The 16,936-nt window shown below is 76.5% G+C and carries 16 protein-coding genes; 9 read left to right on the top strand and 7 right to left on the bottom strand.

The genetic code is table 11. From position 1 onward, the window contains the following. The first annotated feature begins 154 nt into the window (after positions 1 to 154). Both MHY85_RS02465 and MHY85_RS02460 read left to right on the top strand, forming a co-directional pair. Positions 155 to 1,213, top strand: a complete 1,059-nt coding sequence (locus MHY85_RS02465; protein ID WP_239192706.1) for a TIGR03885 family FMN-dependent LLM class oxidoreductase — start codon at positions 155 to 157, stop codon at positions 1,211 to 1,213. Next, the gene (locus MHY85_RS02460; RefSeq protein WP_239192703.1) at positions 1,210 to 2,970 is read left to right on the top strand and encodes an alpha-amylase family protein; all 1,761 of its coding nucleotides are present in this window, start codon (positions 1,210 to 1,212) and stop codon (positions 2,968 to 2,970) included. Before MHY85_RS02465 ends, MHY85_RS02460 begins: the two co-directional genes overlap by 4 nt. Before the next feature lie 22 nt (positions 2,971 to 2,992). Here MHY85_RS02460 and MHY85_RS02455 read toward each other — a convergent pair whose 3' ends face one another. Continuing rightward, positions 2,993 to 4,273 (bottom strand): alpha/beta fold hydrolase, encoded by a 1,281-nt coding sequence (locus tag MHY85_RS02455; protein ID WP_239192818.1) that lies wholly within the window; start codon positions 4,271 to 4,273, stop codon positions 2,993 to 2,995. Positions 4,274 to 4,409: 136 nt separating this feature from the next. Here MHY85_RS02455 and MHY85_RS02450 point away from each other — a divergent pair, with 136 nt between their 5' ends. The 3 genes from MHY85_RS02450 to MHY85_RS02440 all read left to right on the top strand — a co-directional run bounded on the left by MHY85_RS02450 (position 4,410) and on the right by MHY85_RS02440 (position 6,877). Beyond that, positions 4,410 to 5,234: an SDR family NAD(P)-dependent oxidoreductase gene (locus tag MHY85_RS02450; RefSeq protein WP_239192700.1), complete on the top strand. Its 825-nt coding sequence runs from the start codon at positions 4,410 to 4,412 to the stop codon at positions 5,232 to 5,234. A 166-nt stretch (positions 5,235 to 5,400) separates the two neighbouring features. After that, a complete protein-coding gene (locus tag MHY85_RS02445; protein ID WP_239192697.1) occupies positions 5,401 to 6,471 on the top strand; it encodes a phosphotransferase enzyme family protein in 1,071 nt (356 codons plus the stop codon). 31 nt (positions 6,472 to 6,502) lie between these two features. Continuing rightward, entirely contained in the window at positions 6,503 to 6,877 is a 375-nt protein-coding gene (locus tag MHY85_RS02440) for a nucleotide pyrophosphohydrolase (RefSeq protein WP_239192694.1), read from the top strand. Between the two features lie 21 nt (positions 6,878 to 6,898). On the opposite strand, the gene MHY85_RS02435 is transcribed toward MHY85_RS02440, so the two are convergent. Continuing rightward, the gene (locus MHY85_RS02435) at positions 6,899 to 7,789 is read right to left on the bottom strand and encodes a ribonuclease Z (RefSeq protein WP_239192815.1); all 891 of its coding nucleotides are present in this window, start codon (positions 7,787 to 7,789) and stop codon (positions 6,899 to 6,901) included. 201 nt (positions 7,790 to 7,990) lie between these two features. On the opposite strand from MHY85_RS02435, the gene MHY85_RS02430 reads away from it, so the two are divergent. Continuing rightward, on the top strand, positions 7,991 to 8,677 hold the full coding sequence (locus MHY85_RS02430; RefSeq protein WP_239192691.1) for an excalibur calcium-binding domain-containing protein: 687 nt from the start codon (positions 7,991 to 7,993) through the stop codon (positions 8,675 to 8,677). 155 nt (positions 8,678 to 8,832) lie between these two features. On the opposite strand, the gene MHY85_RS02425 is transcribed toward MHY85_RS02430, so the two are convergent. Further along, complete coding sequence (locus MHY85_RS02425; RefSeq protein ID WP_239192688.1) at positions 8,833 to 9,207, bottom strand: DUF2809 domain-containing protein; 375 nt, start codon at positions 9,205 to 9,207, stop codon at positions 8,833 to 8,835. 156 nt (positions 9,208 to 9,363) lie between these two features. Between MHY85_RS02425 and MHY85_RS02420 the strand changes: the two genes are divergently transcribed. Then, entirely contained in the window at positions 9,364 to 10,173 is an 810-nt protein-coding gene (locus MHY85_RS02420; protein ID WP_239192684.1) for an HNH endonuclease family protein, read from the top strand. A gap of 64 nt (positions 10,174 to 10,237) precedes the next feature. Here the strand turns inward: MHY85_RS02420 and MHY85_RS02415 are convergent, their stop codons facing one another. Both MHY85_RS02415 and MHY85_RS02410 read right to left on the bottom strand, forming a co-directional pair. Continuing rightward, on the bottom strand, positions 10,238 to 10,981 hold the full coding sequence (locus tag MHY85_RS02415) for a M50 family metallopeptidase (protein WP_239192681.1): 744 nt from the start codon (positions 10,979 to 10,981) through the stop codon (positions 10,238 to 10,240). Further along, positions 10,978 to 11,685 (bottom strand): DUF2993 domain-containing protein, encoded by a 708-nt coding sequence (locus MHY85_RS02410; protein WP_239192678.1) that lies wholly within the window; start codon positions 11,683 to 11,685, stop codon positions 10,978 to 10,980. Before MHY85_RS02410 ends, MHY85_RS02415 begins: the two co-directional genes overlap by 4 nt. A 164-nt stretch (positions 11,686 to 11,849) precedes the next feature. Between MHY85_RS02410 and MHY85_RS02405 the strand changes: the two genes are divergently transcribed. Both MHY85_RS02405 and MHY85_RS02400 read left to right on the top strand, forming a co-directional pair. Beyond that, positions 11,850 to 12,125 (top strand): antitoxin, encoded by a 276-nt coding sequence (locus tag MHY85_RS02405; protein ID WP_239192676.1) that lies wholly within the window; start codon positions 11,850 to 11,852, stop codon positions 12,123 to 12,125. Positions 12,126 to 12,133: 8 nt separating this feature from the next. Then, entirely contained in the window at positions 12,134 to 13,546 is a 1,413-nt protein-coding gene (locus MHY85_RS02400; RefSeq protein WP_239192673.1) for a glucose-6-phosphate dehydrogenase, read from the top strand. On the opposite strand, the gene MHY85_RS02395 is transcribed toward MHY85_RS02400, so the two are convergent. After that, positions 13,533 to 16,073, bottom strand: a complete 2,541-nt coding sequence (locus tag MHY85_RS02395) for an ABC transporter permease (protein WP_239192670.1) — start codon at positions 16,071 to 16,073, stop codon at positions 13,533 to 13,535. The genes MHY85_RS02400 and MHY85_RS02395 overlap by 14 nt on opposite strands. Then, entirely contained in the window at positions 16,073 to 16,864 is a 792-nt protein-coding gene (locus MHY85_RS02390; RefSeq protein ID WP_239192667.1) for an ABC transporter ATP-binding protein, read from the bottom strand. The genes MHY85_RS02395 and MHY85_RS02390 overlap by 1 nt, the downstream gene beginning before the upstream one ends. Positions 16,865 to 16,936 lie beyond the last annotated feature (72 nt).

Raw genomic sequence — 16,936 nt, 5'->3', positions numbered from 1 at the left:
GGAGGGCCCGGGGCGCTGTGACATCCCTTGCACCTCGCGCCGCGCCGACGACGCCGCCGCGCCCTCGACCCGCGCCGCCGGCCCGCGACCGGCGGAGGGGTGCGGCGCCCGCTCGCCGCGCGGACCGGCGCCGCAGCCGGTAGGAACAGGGGGCATGACCACCCGCGTCGGCTTCCACAGCTCGCACGAGCAGGTCCACCCGTCCGCCCTCCTCGCGGCCGTCCAGCACGCGGAGGAGGCCGGCTTCGACGCCGCCATGTGCTCCGACCACTGGGCGCCGTGGGGCACCAACCAGGGCCACTCCGGGTTCGCCTGGACCTGGCTCGGCTCCGCGCTGGCCACCACCCGGCTCCCGTTCGGCACCGTCAACGCGCCCGGCCAGCGCTACCACCCCGCGATCATCGCCCAGGCGGCCGCGACGCTCGCCGCGATGTACCCGGGCCGGTTCTGGGTCGCGCTCGGCTCCGGCGAGAACATGAACGAGCACATCACCGGCGACCCCTGGCCGCCGAAGCCGGAGCGGGACGCCCGGCTGCGCGAGTGCGTCCAGGTCATCCGCGCGCTGCTCGCCGGCGAGGAGGTCACGCACCACGGCCTGGTGACGGTCGACCGCGCCCAGCTCTGGACGCTCCCCGAGGTGCCGCCCCGGCTGATCGGCCCCGCCGTGACGCCGGAGACCGCCCGGGCGCACGCCGACTGGGCCGACGGCCTGGTCACGGTCAACCAGGACCTCGAGACGATGCGCCGCGTCATCGGGGAGTACCGGGACGCGGGCGGCCGCGGGCCGATCGCGCTCCAGGTGCACGTGTCGTACGCGTCGGACCCCGACGAGGCGTGGCGGCTGGCGCGCGAGCAGTGGGCGGGCAACGCGGCCGGCCCGCCGGCCGCGTGGGACATCGCCACGCCGGAGGCGTTCGACGAGCTGGCCGCCACCGTGGACGACGACACGCTGAGCACCGGGGTGGTGATCGAGGCCGACCCGGCCCGGCTCCGGGACCGCCTGGTCGAGCTGGTCGAGGTCGGGTTCGACGAGGTCTACCTGCACCAGGTGGCCACCGACGTCCGGCCGGACCACGGCAAGCACGACGACGCCGCGCCCACGGTGACGCACCCGCCGTCGTCGCTGGACGCGTTCATCGACCTCGCGGCCGAGCACCTGCTCCCGGCGCTGCGGGCCGTGGACGCGGGCACCGAGGGGACGGACGCCTCGTGAGGATCCGCGACACCGGCGACCTGTGGTGGAAGAACGCCGTCGTCTACTGCCTGGACGTCGAGACGTTCATGGACTGGAACGACGACGGCGTCGGCGACCTCCCCGGGCTGGTGCAGCGGCTCGACCACCTGGCCGACCTCGGCGTCACCTGCCTGTGGCTGATGCCGTTCTACCCGACCGCCGACCGGGACGACGGCTACGACATCACCGACTTCTTCGGGGTCGACCCGCGGCTCGGCGACGCCGGCGACCTGGTCGAGCTCATCCGCACCGCGAAGGACCGGGGCATCCGGGTGATCGCCGACCTGGTCGTCAACCACACGTCCGACCGGCACCCGTGGTTCAAGGCCGCGCGGAGCAGCCCCGACAACCCGTTCCGGGACTTCTACGTCTGGCGCACGGACGAGCCGCCGCCCACCTCCGACCAGGTCGTGTTCCCCGACCAGGAGCAGGGCATCTGGACGTACGACGAGCAGGCCGGCGCCTGGTACCGGCACCGGTTCTACCGGCACCAGCCGGACCTCAACACGGCGAACCCCCAGGTCCGGGACGCGATCGCCAAGGTCGTCGGCTACTGGGCGGAGCTCGGCCTGTCGGGGTTCCGGGTGGACGCGGTGCCGTTCATGCTCGCCGACGCCGCGAACAGCCCCCACGACGACATCGAGCACCCGCACGAGTTCCTCAAGGCGCTGCGGGCGTTCCTGAGCCGGCGGACCGGCGACGCGGTCCTCATGGGCGAGGTCAACCTGCCGTACGAGCAGCAGCGGATGTTCTTCGGCGACCAGGACGGCGACGGGTCGGCGGAGGGCGACGAGCTGAACCTCCAGTTCGACTTCGTGGCCATGCAGCAGATGTACCTGGCGCTGGCCCGGCAGGACGCCGGGCCGCTGGCGCAGGCGCTGCGCGACCGCCCGCCCATCCCGCACGACGCGCAGTGGGCGACGTTCGTCCGCAACCACGACGAGCTGACCCTGGACAAGCTGTCCGACGACGAGCGCGCCGAGGTGTTCGCGGCGTTCGGCCCCGACGAGGACATGCAGCTCTACGGCCGCGGTCTGCGCCGCCGGCTGCCGCCGATGCTCGACGGGGACCCGCGCCGGATCCGGATGGTCTACTCCCTGCTGTTCACCCTGCCCGGCACGCCCGTGCTGTTCTACGGCGAGGAGATCGGCATGGGCGAGAACCTCGCCGCCGACGGCCGGCTCGCCGTCCGGACGCCGATGCAGTGGACGTCCGGGCGCAACGGCGGGTTCTCGGCCGCGACCCCGCGCCGGCTCGCCGGCCCGGTCACCGAGGGCGGGTACGCCCCCGCGCACGTCAACGTCGCCGACCAGCGGCGGGACCCGGACTCGCTGCTGTCGTTCATCACGACCCTGGTCCGGCGCTACCGGGAGTGCCCGGAGCTCGGCTGGGCGGAGCGGGCGGAGATCCTCGACCAGCCGCACCCGGCGGTGCTCGCGCACCGGTCGACGTGGCAGGACGCGTCGATGATCGCGGTGCACAACCTCGGCCCGGAGGCGGTCACCGTGCCGCTGCGGCTGCGGGACCTGGTCCGCGAGCCCGGCGACGCGGGGCCGGCGGACGGGACGGCCACCGAGCGCAGCGCGGCGGGCGACGACGACCCGGTCCGCCTGGTCGACCTGCTGGAGGACGGGGCGTGCGAGGTCGACCCCGACGGCCGGGTCGAGGTCGAGCTGCCCGCGTACGGCTACCGCTGGCTCCGGGTCGTGCGCCCGGGCTCCCGCCGCCTGCTCTGAGCCCGGGCCCGCCCGCGCCCGGTCAGGGGCGGGTGACCGTCCGGCGGCCCGCCGCGAGGTCGATCAGCCGCGGGAGGATCACGTCGCCCGCGGCGCGCAGGCCGTCGTGCAGGTACTCGTTCGTGACCCACACCTGGGCGTTCCCGACGCCGTCCGCGGTCGCCGTCGCCAGGTCGAGGTCCACGTACGGGTCGTCGACGTACTGGACCGCGGCGACCGGCACCTCGTTGGCCGCCAGACGCTCCGGGTCGTAGAGGGCGGGCCAGGACGTGCGGGCCGCGAGCGCCTCCGCCGCCGCCCGGAACGGCCGCAGGGCCCGGATCTCGTCGAACATCCACGGGAACACCGCCTCGCCGGTCAGCGCGAGCGGCCGCGCGTCGGGCGCGTGGTCGGGCCGGCGGTCGAGCTCGGCCTGCGCGGCCCAGCCGCCCTCCCGCTCGCCCTGGTGGTAGATGACCTCCTGCAGCACCGCGTACAGCGGGTTCGCGTCGAACCCGGTCTGGGTCTGCACCGCGAGCGCGAACGCGTCGTCGGGCGCCCCGTCCGCGTCGAGGTCGACGGTGTCCAGCAGCCAGTGCAGCGCGTCCACCCCGGTGCTCATGCCGAGCGGCATGCCGAGGGTCTGCAGCCGGCGCACGGTGAAGGGGTCGCCGTCGGGCAGCGCGACGTCGCCGGCGGCGAGCCGGTCGGCGAGCGCCCCGAGCAGCTGGACGTCCTCGGGGTACCGGCGGGCGAACGCGGCGACCCGCGCGGCCTGCCGCGGGAACGTCCGCGCGTAGACGTCCTCGGCGGTCGCCGCGACGCCGGGAAGGCCGCCCGTGACGTAGCAGGCGGTCAGCGCCTCGGGGTGCCGGGACAGGTAGGTGAGCGTGAGGAAGCCGCCGTACGACTGCCCGAGCGTCGCCCACCGCCGCCCCCCGTACACCGCGCGGCGCACCGCCTCGGCGTCCTCGACGATCGCGTCCGCCCGGAAGCACGCCAGGTAGTCGGCCGCCTCCTCGCCCGAGCCGAACCGCGCGATCGTCCGGCCGTCGACCCGGGAGGACCGCCCGGTGCCGCGCTGGTCGAGCAGCACCACCCGGTGCGTGCGCAGGGCCGTCGACCACCAGCCGCCGCCGAGCGGGCGCGGGCCCATCCCGCCGGGGCCGCCCTGCAGGAACAGCAGCGGCGGCAGGTCCTCGGCGTCCCGGGCCGGGTCGACGAGCTCGCGCGCGAACACCTCGATCGTCGGATAGCGCGACGGGTCCTCGCGGTCGACCGGCACCCGCACGCGGTGGTCGCGGACCAGCACCGGCGGCACCAGGCGCGGCTCGGAGGTGCGGACGGCGGACGTGCGGGCGCGACGGCGGGCGGCCGGGGAGGCGGGGGTCACGGCAGCACCCTAGGGTGTCGCGGACCCGCCCCGGACCCCCCGGGCGGCACCCGACGCGGAGGACCACGTGGCCGGACGGACGATCGTGATCACCGGCGCCAGCGACGGCATCGGCGCCGCCGCGGCCCGCCGGCTCGCCCGCGCGGGCGAGCGCGTCGTGCTCGTCGGGCGGGACCCCGCGCGCACCGCCGGCGTCGCCGCGGAGCTCGGTGCCCCGCACCACCTCGCCGACTTCGCCGAGCTCGACCAGGTGCGCCGCCTGGGCGCCGAGCTGCGCGGGGCCTACCCGCGGATCGACGTCCTGGCCAACAACGCCGGCGGCATCATGGGGCCGCGCGCGGTCACCGTCGACGGGTTCGAGCGCACCCTCCAGGTGAACCACCTCGCGCCGTTCCTGCTCACGCACCTGCTGCTGCCGACGCTCGTGGCGAGCCGCGCGTCCGTGATCGCGACGTCGAGCGTGGCGGCCGCGCGCTGGGGCCGGATCGACCTCGACGACCTCGGGAACGAGCGCGGCTACCGCCCCGAGCGGGCCTACGGCGACGCCAAGCTCGCGAACGTGCTGCACACGGTCGAGCTCCAGCGCCGGTACGGGCCCGAGGGGCTCGCCGCGGTCGCGTTCCACCCGGGCATCGTCGCCACGAGCTTCGCGAAGGAGACGAGCAGCCTGATGCGGTTCGTCTACCACACCCCGCTGCGCCGGCTGCTGACGATCACCCCGGAGCAGGGCGGCGGCTACCTGGCGGCGCTCGCGGCCGGCACGCCGGGCGTCGACTGGGAGCCCGGCGGGTACCTCGAGCAGGGCCGGCCGGCGGTGCCGCCGCCGCAGGCCGCGGACCCCGACCTCGCGCGCCGGCTCTGGAAGGCGAGCGCGGCCCTCGTCGGGGTCTGAGGCGGCCCGGGAACGGGCGCGTTTCGGCGGCGTCACCGCCGCCGGGCCGGGGTGACACCTGCGTGAAATTCCGGCCCCGCCCCTGGTCCGCGCGGCCGCGCGCCACCCACACTCGGCTCGGGCCGCGCGGCCCGGCGACGACGCGAGCACCCGGGGGCAGGTGGCCATGACGACCGACGACACGCTGGGGAGCACCGGGCTCGCGGAGCCGGACCCGCCGTTCGGGCGGCTCGCCGTCGGCGCCCCGGGCCCCCGGTGGCTGCACGCCGCCCTGTGCGCGGCCTGGGGCTGGGACCCGCCCCGCACCGCCGTGGACCTGCTGGCGCTGTCGCACAACGCGACGTTCCGGGTGTCCGTCGACGGGCGGCCGGTCGCGGTGACCCGGGTCGCGCCTCCGGCCTACCTGGAGGACACCGCGGCGGTCGAGTCCGAGGTCGCCTGGATGGCCGCGCTCGGCGCCGCGGGCACGGTGCGGGTGCCGACCCTCGTCCCGCCGGTGGACGGCCGCGACGTCGCCCTGGTGGCCGACGACGAGGACCGGCACTGGGTGTGCCTGACGTGGCGGTACGTCCCCGGGCCGTCGCTCGAGGACGCCCTGCCCGGCTCGGCCGACCCCGCGGGCTGGCACCGCAGGGTCGGGACGACCGCCGCGCTGCTGCACGAGCACGCCCTCGGCTACCACCGCCCCCTCGACTTCGTGCGGCCGACCTGGGAGCCCGCCGACCTGGTCGGCCCGGGCAGCCGGTGGGGCGCCTGGGAGCGGGCCCGGCTGCCCGCGGCCGACCTCGCGCTGCTCGGCCGCGCCCGCACGGCGGCCCTCGACGCCGTGCACGACGCGTCCCGCGCCCCCGACGCCTGGGGCCTCGTGCACGCCGACCTGCGGCCGGGGAACCTGCTGCTCGACGGCGACGACGTCACGCTGATCGACTTCGACGACTGCGGGTTCTCGTGGTTCGTCCTCGACCTCGCCGGCGCGCTGTCGTACGTCGAGCACCTGCCCGACGCCGCCGACCGCGCGCAGGCGTGGGCGGCCGGCTACCAGGAGGTGCGGCCGCTGACCCGGCAGGACGCCCGGACCGCCTGCGCGCTGTCGATGCTGCGCCGGCTGCAGCTGCTCGGGCGCACGGTGACGGACCCGCGCGGCGGCCCGTCGGGAGCCCTCCGGGCGGAGCAGCCGGCGGGTTCCGTGCTCGTCGCCGAGCGGTACCTGCGCTCGGCGACCTGGCTGCTCGGGTGAGTCCCCCGGCCGGGCGTGCCACGCTGGGCGTGTGACGGACGCAGCCCCCGCCGGCGAGCCCGGCGACCTCGCGCGGCTCACCGCGCTCATCCGCGAGTTCAGCGTCGAGCGCGACTGGGAGCAGTTCCACGACCCCAAGTCGCTCGTGCTCGCGCTGGTCGGCGAGGTGGGCGAGCTCGCCGAGCTCGTGCAGTGGCTGCCGGCGGGCGACGCGGCCGCGCACTTCGCGGATCCCGAGCGGCGGCGGCGCGCGGGCGAGGAGATCGCCGACGTCCTGGTCTACCTGCTGCGGCTCGCGGACGTGCTCGGCGTCGACGTGCTCGCCGCGACGCTGGAGAAGCAGGCCGAGGCGCGGCGGCGGTTCCCCGTCGACACCGTGCGTGGGGTGGCACCGCGCAAGGACTGAGCCGGCCGACGCCCGGGCGCCTCAGGACGTCGCTCGGCGCCGCGGCAGAGCGACCCGGTCCAGGTCGTGCGCGACGTGCACCACGGCGCCCCCGGCCGTCGCCCGCGCCTGCTCCCCCAGCGGCTCGAGGTCCTCGTACCGGCCGGAGAAATGGCTGAGCACGAGCGTCCGCGCCCCGGCCGCCCCGGCGAGCGCGCCCGCCTGGCCCGCCGTCAGGTGCCGGTACGCCGCGGCCAGCGCCGCGTCCTCGTCGGCGAACGTGCACTCCGCCAGCAGCAGGTCGGCGCCGTCCGCGAGCGCCTCGGCCCCCGGGCACGGGGCGGTGTCCATCACGACCGCCACCCGCTGCCCCCGGCGCGGCACGCTGACGTCGGCCAGCCGCACCGCCCCCAGGCGCCCCGCGCGCTGCAGCTCGCCCACCGCCGGCCCGGCGATCCCCGCCGCCGCGAGCCGGTCCGGCAGCAGCGTGCGCCCGTCGGGCTCCGTCAGCCGGTAGCCGAAGGTCTGCACCCGGTGCCGCAGCGCCTCGACCGACAGTCCCGGGGCGACCTCGCCGGCCGCCCCGTGCGGGTGCAGGCGCAGGTCCAGCCCCGGCGTCGCCAGCCCGACCAGCGCCCGCACCACCTCCTCGCCCTCCGCGGGGTAGTGCAGGTGCACCGGGTGCTCGACCCCGTCGAGCGCCATCCGGGACAGCACGCCGGGCAGCCCGTAGCAGTGGTCGCCGTGCACGTGGGTCAGGCAGATCCGGGTGATCGACGGCGGCGCCACGCCGGCGTGGGTCAGCTGGCGCTGCGTGCCCTCGCCCGGGTCGAACAGGTACGCGTCGCCGTCCCAGCGGAGCAGGTAGCCGTTGTGGTTCCGCGTGCGGGTCGGGACCTGGGAGGCCGTCCCGAGGACGACGAGCTCGCGCACCACCCGGCCAGTCTGGCGGGGTGCGCGTGCGGGCGCGAGATCGTGCGCGACCGCGGACGGCTCGGGATCGCGCGGGAGGCGCCCGGTCGGTTCCCCCGGACGGCGGCACCCCGGACCCCGCCCGCTCAACCACCGGCGCCGGCCTGCCGATGGGGACCGGGACGCGGCCGCGCGGTGCGGCCCGGATCCAGGGGGCACACCATGGCACGTCCGTCCGACCTCAGGCCGGTCCCGCCGGCACCGCACACCCGGCCGGCCGCGGAGGTCCCGGTCGTGCCGCCGGCCGCGGCACCCGCCCGCCCGGCGGGTCGGCGGCGCGGCGCCGTGATCGGGGCGGGGGTCGTGGGCCTGGTCCTCGGGCTGGTCGCGGGGATCGGGATCGGCGCGAGCAGCCTGTCCGACGAGCGCTCCGCGGTCGCCGCGGAGCAGGAGCGCCTCGCCGACGTGGACGCCGCGCTCACCGACCGCGCAGCCGACCTGGACGCACGCGGCGACGAGGCGGACCGGCGCGAGCAGACCCTCGCCGACGGCGAGGCCGCGCAGCAGACCACGGCAGACCAGCAGGCGGCGCGTGCCGACGAGCTGGCGGCTCTGCAGGCGCAGCTGGACCAGCGCGCCGCCGAGCTCGACACCACCGCCGCGGACGTCGCGGCCCGGGAGTCGGCCGTCGCCGTCCGCGAGGCCGCCGCGGCGAGCGCGCGGGTGTCCTCCTCGGCGGGCACCTCCTCCTCCGGAGGCGGGTCGACGACGGCCGCGTCGGGCGGCGGGTCGGTCTACTTCCAGAACTGCGACGCCGCCCGAGCCGCCGGTGCGGCGCCGGTGCACTCCGGCGACCCGGGATACCGCCCGGCGCTGGACCGCGACGGCGACGGGGTGGGCTGCGAGTAGCGGGCGGGTCACGCCGGGGGCGCGGCGGGCCGACCCGCGGGTGGTCGGCGTCGAGCGCACGATGCCGACGGGCCACCGGGACGACCACAGGGCGGCCCCCCGTGCGTCGTCCCCAGCCGGGCGGCCCGCGGCCCGCCGCCGGGCCGCGGCAGCGGTCAGCCTCGGGGGACCGCGGCGCGCCGGGCGTCGCCCACCCGGGAGGCGAGCACGGTGGCCGACGAGGCGAGCAGCACCCCCACCGCGTACCAGAGCAGGTCCGTGGCGACGAAGGTCGTGCCGAGCAGGTACCGCAGCGGCGGCCAGGCGTCCGCCGCGGCGGCCGGGGCGCCGGTGAGCTGCGCCAGCTCGACCGCCCAGCACAGCCCGACCGCGGCGGCCGCCTGCGCCGCGCGCGACCACCGGGGCACCGCGAGCACGACCAGCAGCAGGACGAGCGCCGCGTACAGGGCGTCGCCGAGGGCGTCGGCCACCGCGCCCGAGCCGTACCGGGCCGTCGCCAGTCCCGCAGCCACCACGAGGGTGCCGGCCACCGCCGTCGCCGCCCACGCACGCCCGCGCCGGTCAGACCTCGTCCGCACCGCGCCACCTCCCGCACCGACGCTAGGGCGCCCGCGCGGCGGCAGGGCGGCGCGCCGGCCCGGGTCGGGAGGAGGTGTCGTGTCGGTCCCGTGTGCGACCGTTCCGCGGTGACCAGCAGCACCACCCGATCCGCGCGCACCACCGGCACCTCCCGCACCGCGAGCACGTCCCGCACCTCCCGGTCCGTCGCCCCGCGCCGGCGGCCCGCGGCACGCGGCGCGCGGGGACGCGCCCGGGCCGGGCGGCTCGGGTGGGTCTGGCTGGTGCTGGTGGTCGCGGTGGCCGTCGGCGCCGGACTGCCCGTCTGGTCCGAGTCCCGCGAGTCCGCGCGGTTCCCGGTCACCGCCGCCGACCTCGACCGCGCCCGCTCCGAGCTCGCGGGGCTGGACGTCAAGGGCCGCGCCCCGAAGACCGGCTACGACCGCGAGCTGTTCGGCCCCGCGTGGGCGGACGTCGACCGCAACGGCTGCGACACCCGCAACGACGTGCTGGCCCGCGACCTGACCGGCGTGACCTTCGAGGCGGGGACGCACGACTGCGTGGTGCTCACCGGCACGCTGCAGGACCCGTACACCGACCAGGTGATCGCGTTCGAGCGCGGCCCGCGGAGCGCCGAGGTGCAGATCGACCACGTCGTCGCGCTGTCCGACGCGTGGCAGAAGGGCGCGCAGCAGTGGGACGCCGGGACCCGCCGGCAGTTCGCCAACGACCCGGCCAACCTGCTCGCGGTGGACGGCCCGGCCAACGGCGCGAAGGGCGACGGCGACGCGGCCACCTGGCTGCCGCCGAGCACCGGGTACCGGTGCGCCTACGTCGTCCGGCAGGTCCGGGTGAAGGCGGCGTACGGCCTGTGGGTGACGCAGGCCGAGCACGACGCGATGCACCGCCAGCTCGACGGCTGCGCCGTCGCGGGCTGACGGCGCCGATCCAGCGCGGGCAGGTCGTCGCACGCGCGTGAGGTCGTCACACGCGCCGCCGGCGTCACACCAGCGGCCGCTGGAGGATCCACGAGCCGCCCAGCGCCAGGGCCCCGCCGCACACCAGCAGGAACACCGCGACCCACACGCCGCCCGGCACCCGGGTCAGCCGCGCCAGGATGTCCGCGTCCGACGTCCCCCGGCCGCGCGCCCGCCGCCGCTGCGCCTGCATCTCGAACACGGCCCGCGGCGCGCCGAGCAGCAGGTACCAGGTGACCGCGTACGCGACCGCGACCTGCACGGCACCGCTCCCCCACCACGAGACGCCCACCAGCACGACGCCCGTCGCCAGCACCGCCCACAGCCCGTACCAGTTCCGGATCTGGACCAGCACGAGCACCAGCACGACGAGCAGCGCCCACAGCAGCCCGACGGCGTACCCCCGCCCGAGCAGCCACGCCACCCCGAGGCCCAGCAGCGCGGGGCCGACGTAGCCGGCGAATGCGGTCGCCACCATCCCGGCTCCGCGCGGCCTGCCCACGGACACCGTGAGGCCCGAGGTGTCCGAGTGCACCCGGATCCCGGACAGCCGCCGCCCGGACAGCACCGCGACCAGGCCGTGCGCCGCCTCGTGCACGATCGTCAGCAGGTGCCGGGAGACGTGCCAGAGCGTCGGGACGGCGAGGCAGAGCAGCGCGGCGCCCAGCGTCCCGAGCAGCACGGCCTGGCCGGGAGCGGGCTGGACGGTGGTGGCGCGGTCCCAGATCTCCCCGGGCAGCGTGCGCAGCGTGTCGAGGAACCCGCTCACAGGCTGTCGAGGGTCACGTCGGCGAGCTCCACGGTCAGGTGCAGGCCGTCCGCCTCGACCACGGCGCCGGTCACCTCGGCGCCGGCCGGCAGCTGGTCCGCGACGTCGACCTCGGCGATCCGCGAGGCCAGGCCGTCGGGCAGCAGCCCGGCGTCGATCGTGAACCCGCCCAGCGAGGCGCTGGTGATGGTCGCGACGAGGCCGTCGGCACCCGCGGGCGCGAGGGTCAGCGTCACGCCGACCGGGACGCCGGCGACGGCACCGGTGGCCACCAGGGCCTCGCCGTCGACCGCGAGCGCCAGGTCCCAGCCGGTGCGCTCGCGGAGCAGGGACTCCAGCGCGGCGGTCGGCACGGTCGCGGTCGCGACCACGTGCTCGGCGCCGCGCGGCTCCCGCACCGCCACGCCGGTGGCGACGACGTCGAGGTCCGTGACGTCGAGCCCGCGCAGCGTCGCGCCGGTGGCGGTGAGGTGCACGTCGTCGAGCGTGCCGCGGGCGAGCTGGGTGAGGAACGGGAAGCCGGTGACGTCGACCTGCGGGTCGGTGGCGCCGAGCTGGGACCGCACCGCGTCGGCGGCGACGTCCTCGGCGATCGAGTGGGTGACGCGGTCGGCGAGCAGGGTCCCGCCGACGAGGACGAGCACGGCGGCGGTCAGGCCGACCACGCATCCGACGCGACGGCGGGGGCTGCGGGTGCGGGTCACGCCCCGAGGGTACGGGCAGGCCACGCCGGTCGGGACTCCGGACGACGCCCGGCGCAGGACCTTCACCCCGCCGACGCACCCCGGGCCCGCTGCCGGTCGATCCCGGGCGTCGCCGGCGCCCGGTCCCCGCCCGGTTGCGGGGGTCCGGGGCCCGACGTTGACTCGTGGCAGACACCACCTGCACCACGACGGGAGCGGACATGGGCATCGGGGACTTCGTCGACAAGGCCAAGAAGGCCGTCGCCGGCAACGAGGACAAGATCGCCGGGGCGCTGGACAAGGCCGCCGACGCGGTGAAGTCGCGCACGTCGGACGCCACCGACCGCAAGGTCGACCAGGCCACGGCGAAGGCGCGCGACCTCCTGGAGAAGCAGAAGCGCGAGGGCACGCACGAACCGCCGGTCCGGCACCCCGAGCGCACCGACCCGCCCGCCCTCTGAGCCGCGGCATGGCACCCACGACGCCGGTGGAGACGCCGGTCCTGTTCGTCCTGCACGGCGCCCGCGGCGACCTCGCCGAGCGCATGGTCTACCCGGGCCTCGCCCAGCTCGCGTCGCGCGGGCTGCTGCCCGAGCGCTGGGCGCTCATCGGCACGGGCCGCAAGCCGATCGGCGATGACGAGCTCGCCGACCTGGTCCGGTCCTCGCTCGAGGAGCACGGCGACCCCGAGCACGCCGGCGCCCTCGACGGGCACGTGTCCTACGCGACCACCTTCACCGAGGACGACCCCGGTGAGCTGGTCGACGCGGTCCGGGACGCCCGGCGGGACCTCGCGGGCGCCGACGGCGCGGACGTGACCGTCGTGCACTACCTGGCGGTCCCGCCGTCGGCCTTCGCCCCGACCACCCGCGCCCTGCGCGCCCACGGCATGGCCGAGGGCGTCCGCGTCGTCTACGAGAAGCCGTACGGCACGTCCCCGGAGTCGTTCGCAGAGCTCGACGCCCTGGTGCACGAGGTGCTCGACGAGGACCAGGTGTTCCGGATCGACCACTTCCTCGGCAAGGAGGCGACCCAGAACCTGCACGTGCTCCGCTTCGGCAACGAGCTGTTCGGCGGCGTGTGGAACCGGCGGCACGTGGCGCAGGTCCAGGTCGACGTGCCGGAGACGCTGGACGTCGCCGACCGGGCCGACTTCTACGACGAGACCGGCGCCGCCCTCGACATGCTGGTGACCCACCTGTTCCAGATCGCGGCCGAGGTCGCGATGGAGCCGCCGGCCGCGCTGGACGCGGACCACCTGGCGACGGCGCGGGAGGCCGTCATCGGGTGCTTCCGCCCGCTGGACCCCGCCGAGGTCGTGCTGGGCCAGTTCGACGGCTACCGGGACATCGACGGCATCGCCGACGACTCCACCACGGACACGTTCGTCGCCGCGCGGCTGTGGGTGGACAACGACCGCTGGCGCGGCGTGCCGTTCCTGCTGCGGACCGGCAAGCGCATGGCGGTGTCGGCGCAGCGGGTCACGCTGGTGCTGAAGACGCCGGACGAGCTGTTCGGCGAGCCGGCCGGCCCGGGCCGGATCAGCCTGTCGCTGGCGGGCGACGGCGCCATCGACATCACGACGACCGTGAAGCAGCCGGGGCCGGACCTCCGGCTCGCCACGGGGACCGCGTCGCTGGGGCTGGACGACGTCGAGCCCGGCGACCCGATCGCGCCGTACGCGTCGCTGCTGCACGACGTGCTGGTCGGCGACCGGACGCTGTTCACCACGCCGCACGGGCTCGAGGCGGCCTGGCGGGCGTTCGCGCCGCTGCTCGGGCCGGACCGCCCCGACCCGGAGCCGTACGAGCCGGGCTCGTGGGGCCCCGCCCGGGCCGACGACCTGGCCGGCCCGGACGGGTGGGTCCTCACTCGTAGCTGACGGCGTCCAGCACCCGCATCCGGGCCGCACGGGTCGCGGGCCACAGGGCGGCCAGCACCCCGACGACGACGGCCAGCCCGACCATGGCCAGCAGGTTCCCCCACGGGATCACCAGCTCGGACAGGCCGTCGTCGGCGTAGACGGACGGCAGGGCGGAGGCGAGCGCCACCCCGACCACCAGGCCGACGACGGTGCCGAACACCGCCGTCAGCACCGACTCGACCGTGACGGTGCCGGCGAGCTGGAGCCGGCCCAGGCCCACGGCCCGCAGCAGGCCGATCTCCCGGGTGCGCTCGATGACGGACAGGGCGAGCGTGTTCACGATGCCGAGCACCGCGATCACGACCGACAGCCCGAGCAGCGCGTACAGGATCACCAGCACCTGGTTCACCTGGTCGGCAAGGTTCGACACGAACTCGTCCTGCGTGAGCACCGAGACGACGACGTAGGGCGCGACGGCGGCCGTGACCGCGTCCTTGAGCTCGTCGGCCCCCACGCCCGGGGCGGCGTCCACCGCGAGGAGGTCGACCAGCTGCTGCTCCGGCGGCACGAGGGCGTCGAGCACGTCCGTCCCGACGACGACGGGTGCGCCGATCACGTTCGTGGTGAACACCGCGCCGACCGTCACGTCCTGAGGTCCGGCGGGCCCCACGATCCGCAGGGTGTCGCCGACGGCCCAGCCCTGCTCCTTCGCGGGGTCCTCCTGGACCGCCGCCTCGCCGTCGGCGAGCGACGCGAGGTCCCCGTCGATCGTCGTCGCCTCGATCGTCCGGTCGAACAGGTCGTCGCGGACGCCCGCGACGTACTGCGTCCCGGCCTCCTCGCCGTCCGCGGACACCTCCAGCGGGGCGAAGGCGAACGCCGCCGTCCCGCCGACCTCCGGCAGCGCGTCGACGTCGGCGATCGCGCCCTTGGGGAGGTCGCGGGTGGCCGACTGCAGCACGAGGTCCGTGTGCAGCTGGGACTCCACGACCCCGGCGACGGACGCCTGCGCCGACGTGGCGATCACCGACACACCGCCGACCAGCGCCATGCCGATCATCAGCGCGCCCGCCGTGCTCGCGGTGCGGCGCGGGTTGCGGACCACGTTGCCGCGCGCCAGCCGGCCCACCGGGCGCAGCAGCCGCACGAACGGCCACGACAGCACCCCGAGGACGGCCCGGGCGAGCCCCGGCGCCAGCACGAGCACCCCGACCAGGACCGCCGCCGCGCCGGCGCCGAGGGCGACGTCCAGCGTCTCCTCGCCGGTGTGCAGCACCGCGGCCAGCACCGCCGCGGCGCCCAGCCCCGTGAGGAGCGCGCCGAGCACCGCGCGCACCCGGATCGACCGCTCGGGCACCGCGACGTCGTCGCGCATGGCCTCGACCGGCGGCACCAGGGCGGCGCGGCGCGCGGGCACGGCGGCTGCGAGGACGCTCACCACGGTGCCGACGGCCAGCGAGACGCCGATGGTGGCGCCGTCGACCGGGATGTCGCCCGCGAGGTCCATCCCCATGGCCTCGAACACGGACTTCAGCCCCTGCACGAGCCCGAGCCCGCCGGCGATGCCGAGGGCCGACCCGACCAGGCCGACCACGGCCGCCTGGACCAGGATCGAGGTGAACACCTGCGCCGGGGACGCGCCGACCGCGCGGAGCAGCGCGAACTCGCGCATCCGCTGCCGGACCGACATCGCGAACGTGTTGGAGATGATGAACGCGCCGACGAACAGGGCGATCGCCGCGAACACCAGCAGGAACGTGGTGACGAAGCCGAGCATCTCGCCGATGGCCGCCTTGTTCTCGTCCCGCAGCTCGTCCCCGGTGACCACCTGCAGGTCGCCGGTCACCAGCGGGGCGATCGCGTCGACCAGCTCGGCCGGGGTCGTGCCGTCCTCGGCGTAGACCGCGATGTCCGCGACCTCGCCGTCCGGCGCGAACAGGCCGTAGCCGGTCCCGGGGTCGACGACGACGAGCGTCGCCCCTGCCATCGGCGCGCCCATGTCGAACCGGCCCACCACCTCCGCGTCGGACAGCTGCCCGCCGAGCACCACCTGCGTGGTGTCGCCGACCTCGAGGCCCGAGGACGCCAGCGTGGCCGTCTCGAGCGCGATCTCCCCGGCGCGCTCCGGGCCGCGGCCCTCGACCACCTCGAGCGACGGGTCGTCGGTGAGGTAGGAGAACACCAGGCTCGGGGCCTGGGTGCTCTGCACGGCGGTGCCGTCCGCCCCGACCAGGACGATCGATCCCTGCGCCTCGGGGATCGCGTGCGCCACCCCGTCCAGGGCGGCGATCTCGTCCGCCAGCGTCATCGGGACGGCCGGCCCGGCCGTGGTGCCCTCGATGACCGACGCGCCCTCGGCGGGCTCCGCGCGGACGTAGGCGTCGCCGGGCGTCCCGGCGTCGACGATGCCGTCGAAGGTGCTGGACAGCATCGTGCGCAGCGAGAACGTGCCCGCGACGAAGGCGACGCCCAGGGCGACCGCGAGGAGCGACAGCAGGAACCGGACGACGTGGGCGCGGATGCCGCGCAGCGCCACCCGGCCCATCAGCGCGGCCCGTCGGCGGCCGCGACGGCGACCGGCGCGCCGGCTGCGGGAGCCGGACGCAGCGCCGCGAGCGCGGCGAGGACGGAGTCCGGGGTCGGGTCGGTGAGCTCGCCGACCAGGCGGCCGTCCGCGAGGAACAGGACCCGGTGGGCGTAGGAGGCGGCGGTCGGGTCGTGGGTCACCATCACGACCGACTGGCCCAGGTCGTCCACCGAGCGGCGCAGGAAGCCCAGCACCTCGCCCGAGGACGTGGAGTCGAGGTTGCCGGTCGGCTCGTCGGCGAACACCACCGCGGGCCGGGACACGAGCGCCCGCGCGCACGCCACCCGCTGCTGCTGGCCGCCGGACAGCTCGGTGGGCTTGTGGCCCAGCCGGTCGGCCAGGCCGACGGCCTGCACCACGGCGTCGAGGTGCGCGCGGTCGACCGGGCGCCGGGCGATGTCCAGCGGCAGCGTGATGTTCTCGAGCGCCGTCAGGGTCGGGACCAGGTTGAACGCCTGGAACACGAAGCCGAGCCGGTCCCGGCGCAGCCGGGTCAGCTTCCGCTCGTTCATGGCGCTGACCTCGAGGCCGTCCACCACCACGGTGCCCGCGTCGGAGCGGTCCAGACCCGCCATGCAGTGCATGAGGGTCGACTTGCCCGACCCCGACGGGCCCATGATCGCGGTGAGCTCCCCGCGGGCGAAGTCGACGTCGACGCCGTCGAGCGCGCGCACCGCCGTGTCGCCCGAGCCGTACGTCTTCACCAGACCGCGAGCGCTCGCGATCGGCGTGCCGTCGTGTGTGGCCATGATCCCCATCCTGGTCGAGTCCCTCCCCTGCCAACCTGTGGATCGTCCCGCTCTCCCCTCGCACGCGGGCAT

This window comes from Cellulomonas sp. ACRRI (assembly GCF_022346185.1).
Taxonomy (GTDB): domain Bacteria; phylum Actinomycetota; class Actinomycetes; order Actinomycetales; family Cellulomonadaceae; genus Cellulomonas.
This window is presented reverse-complemented; position numbering and strand designations above follow the sequence as displayed.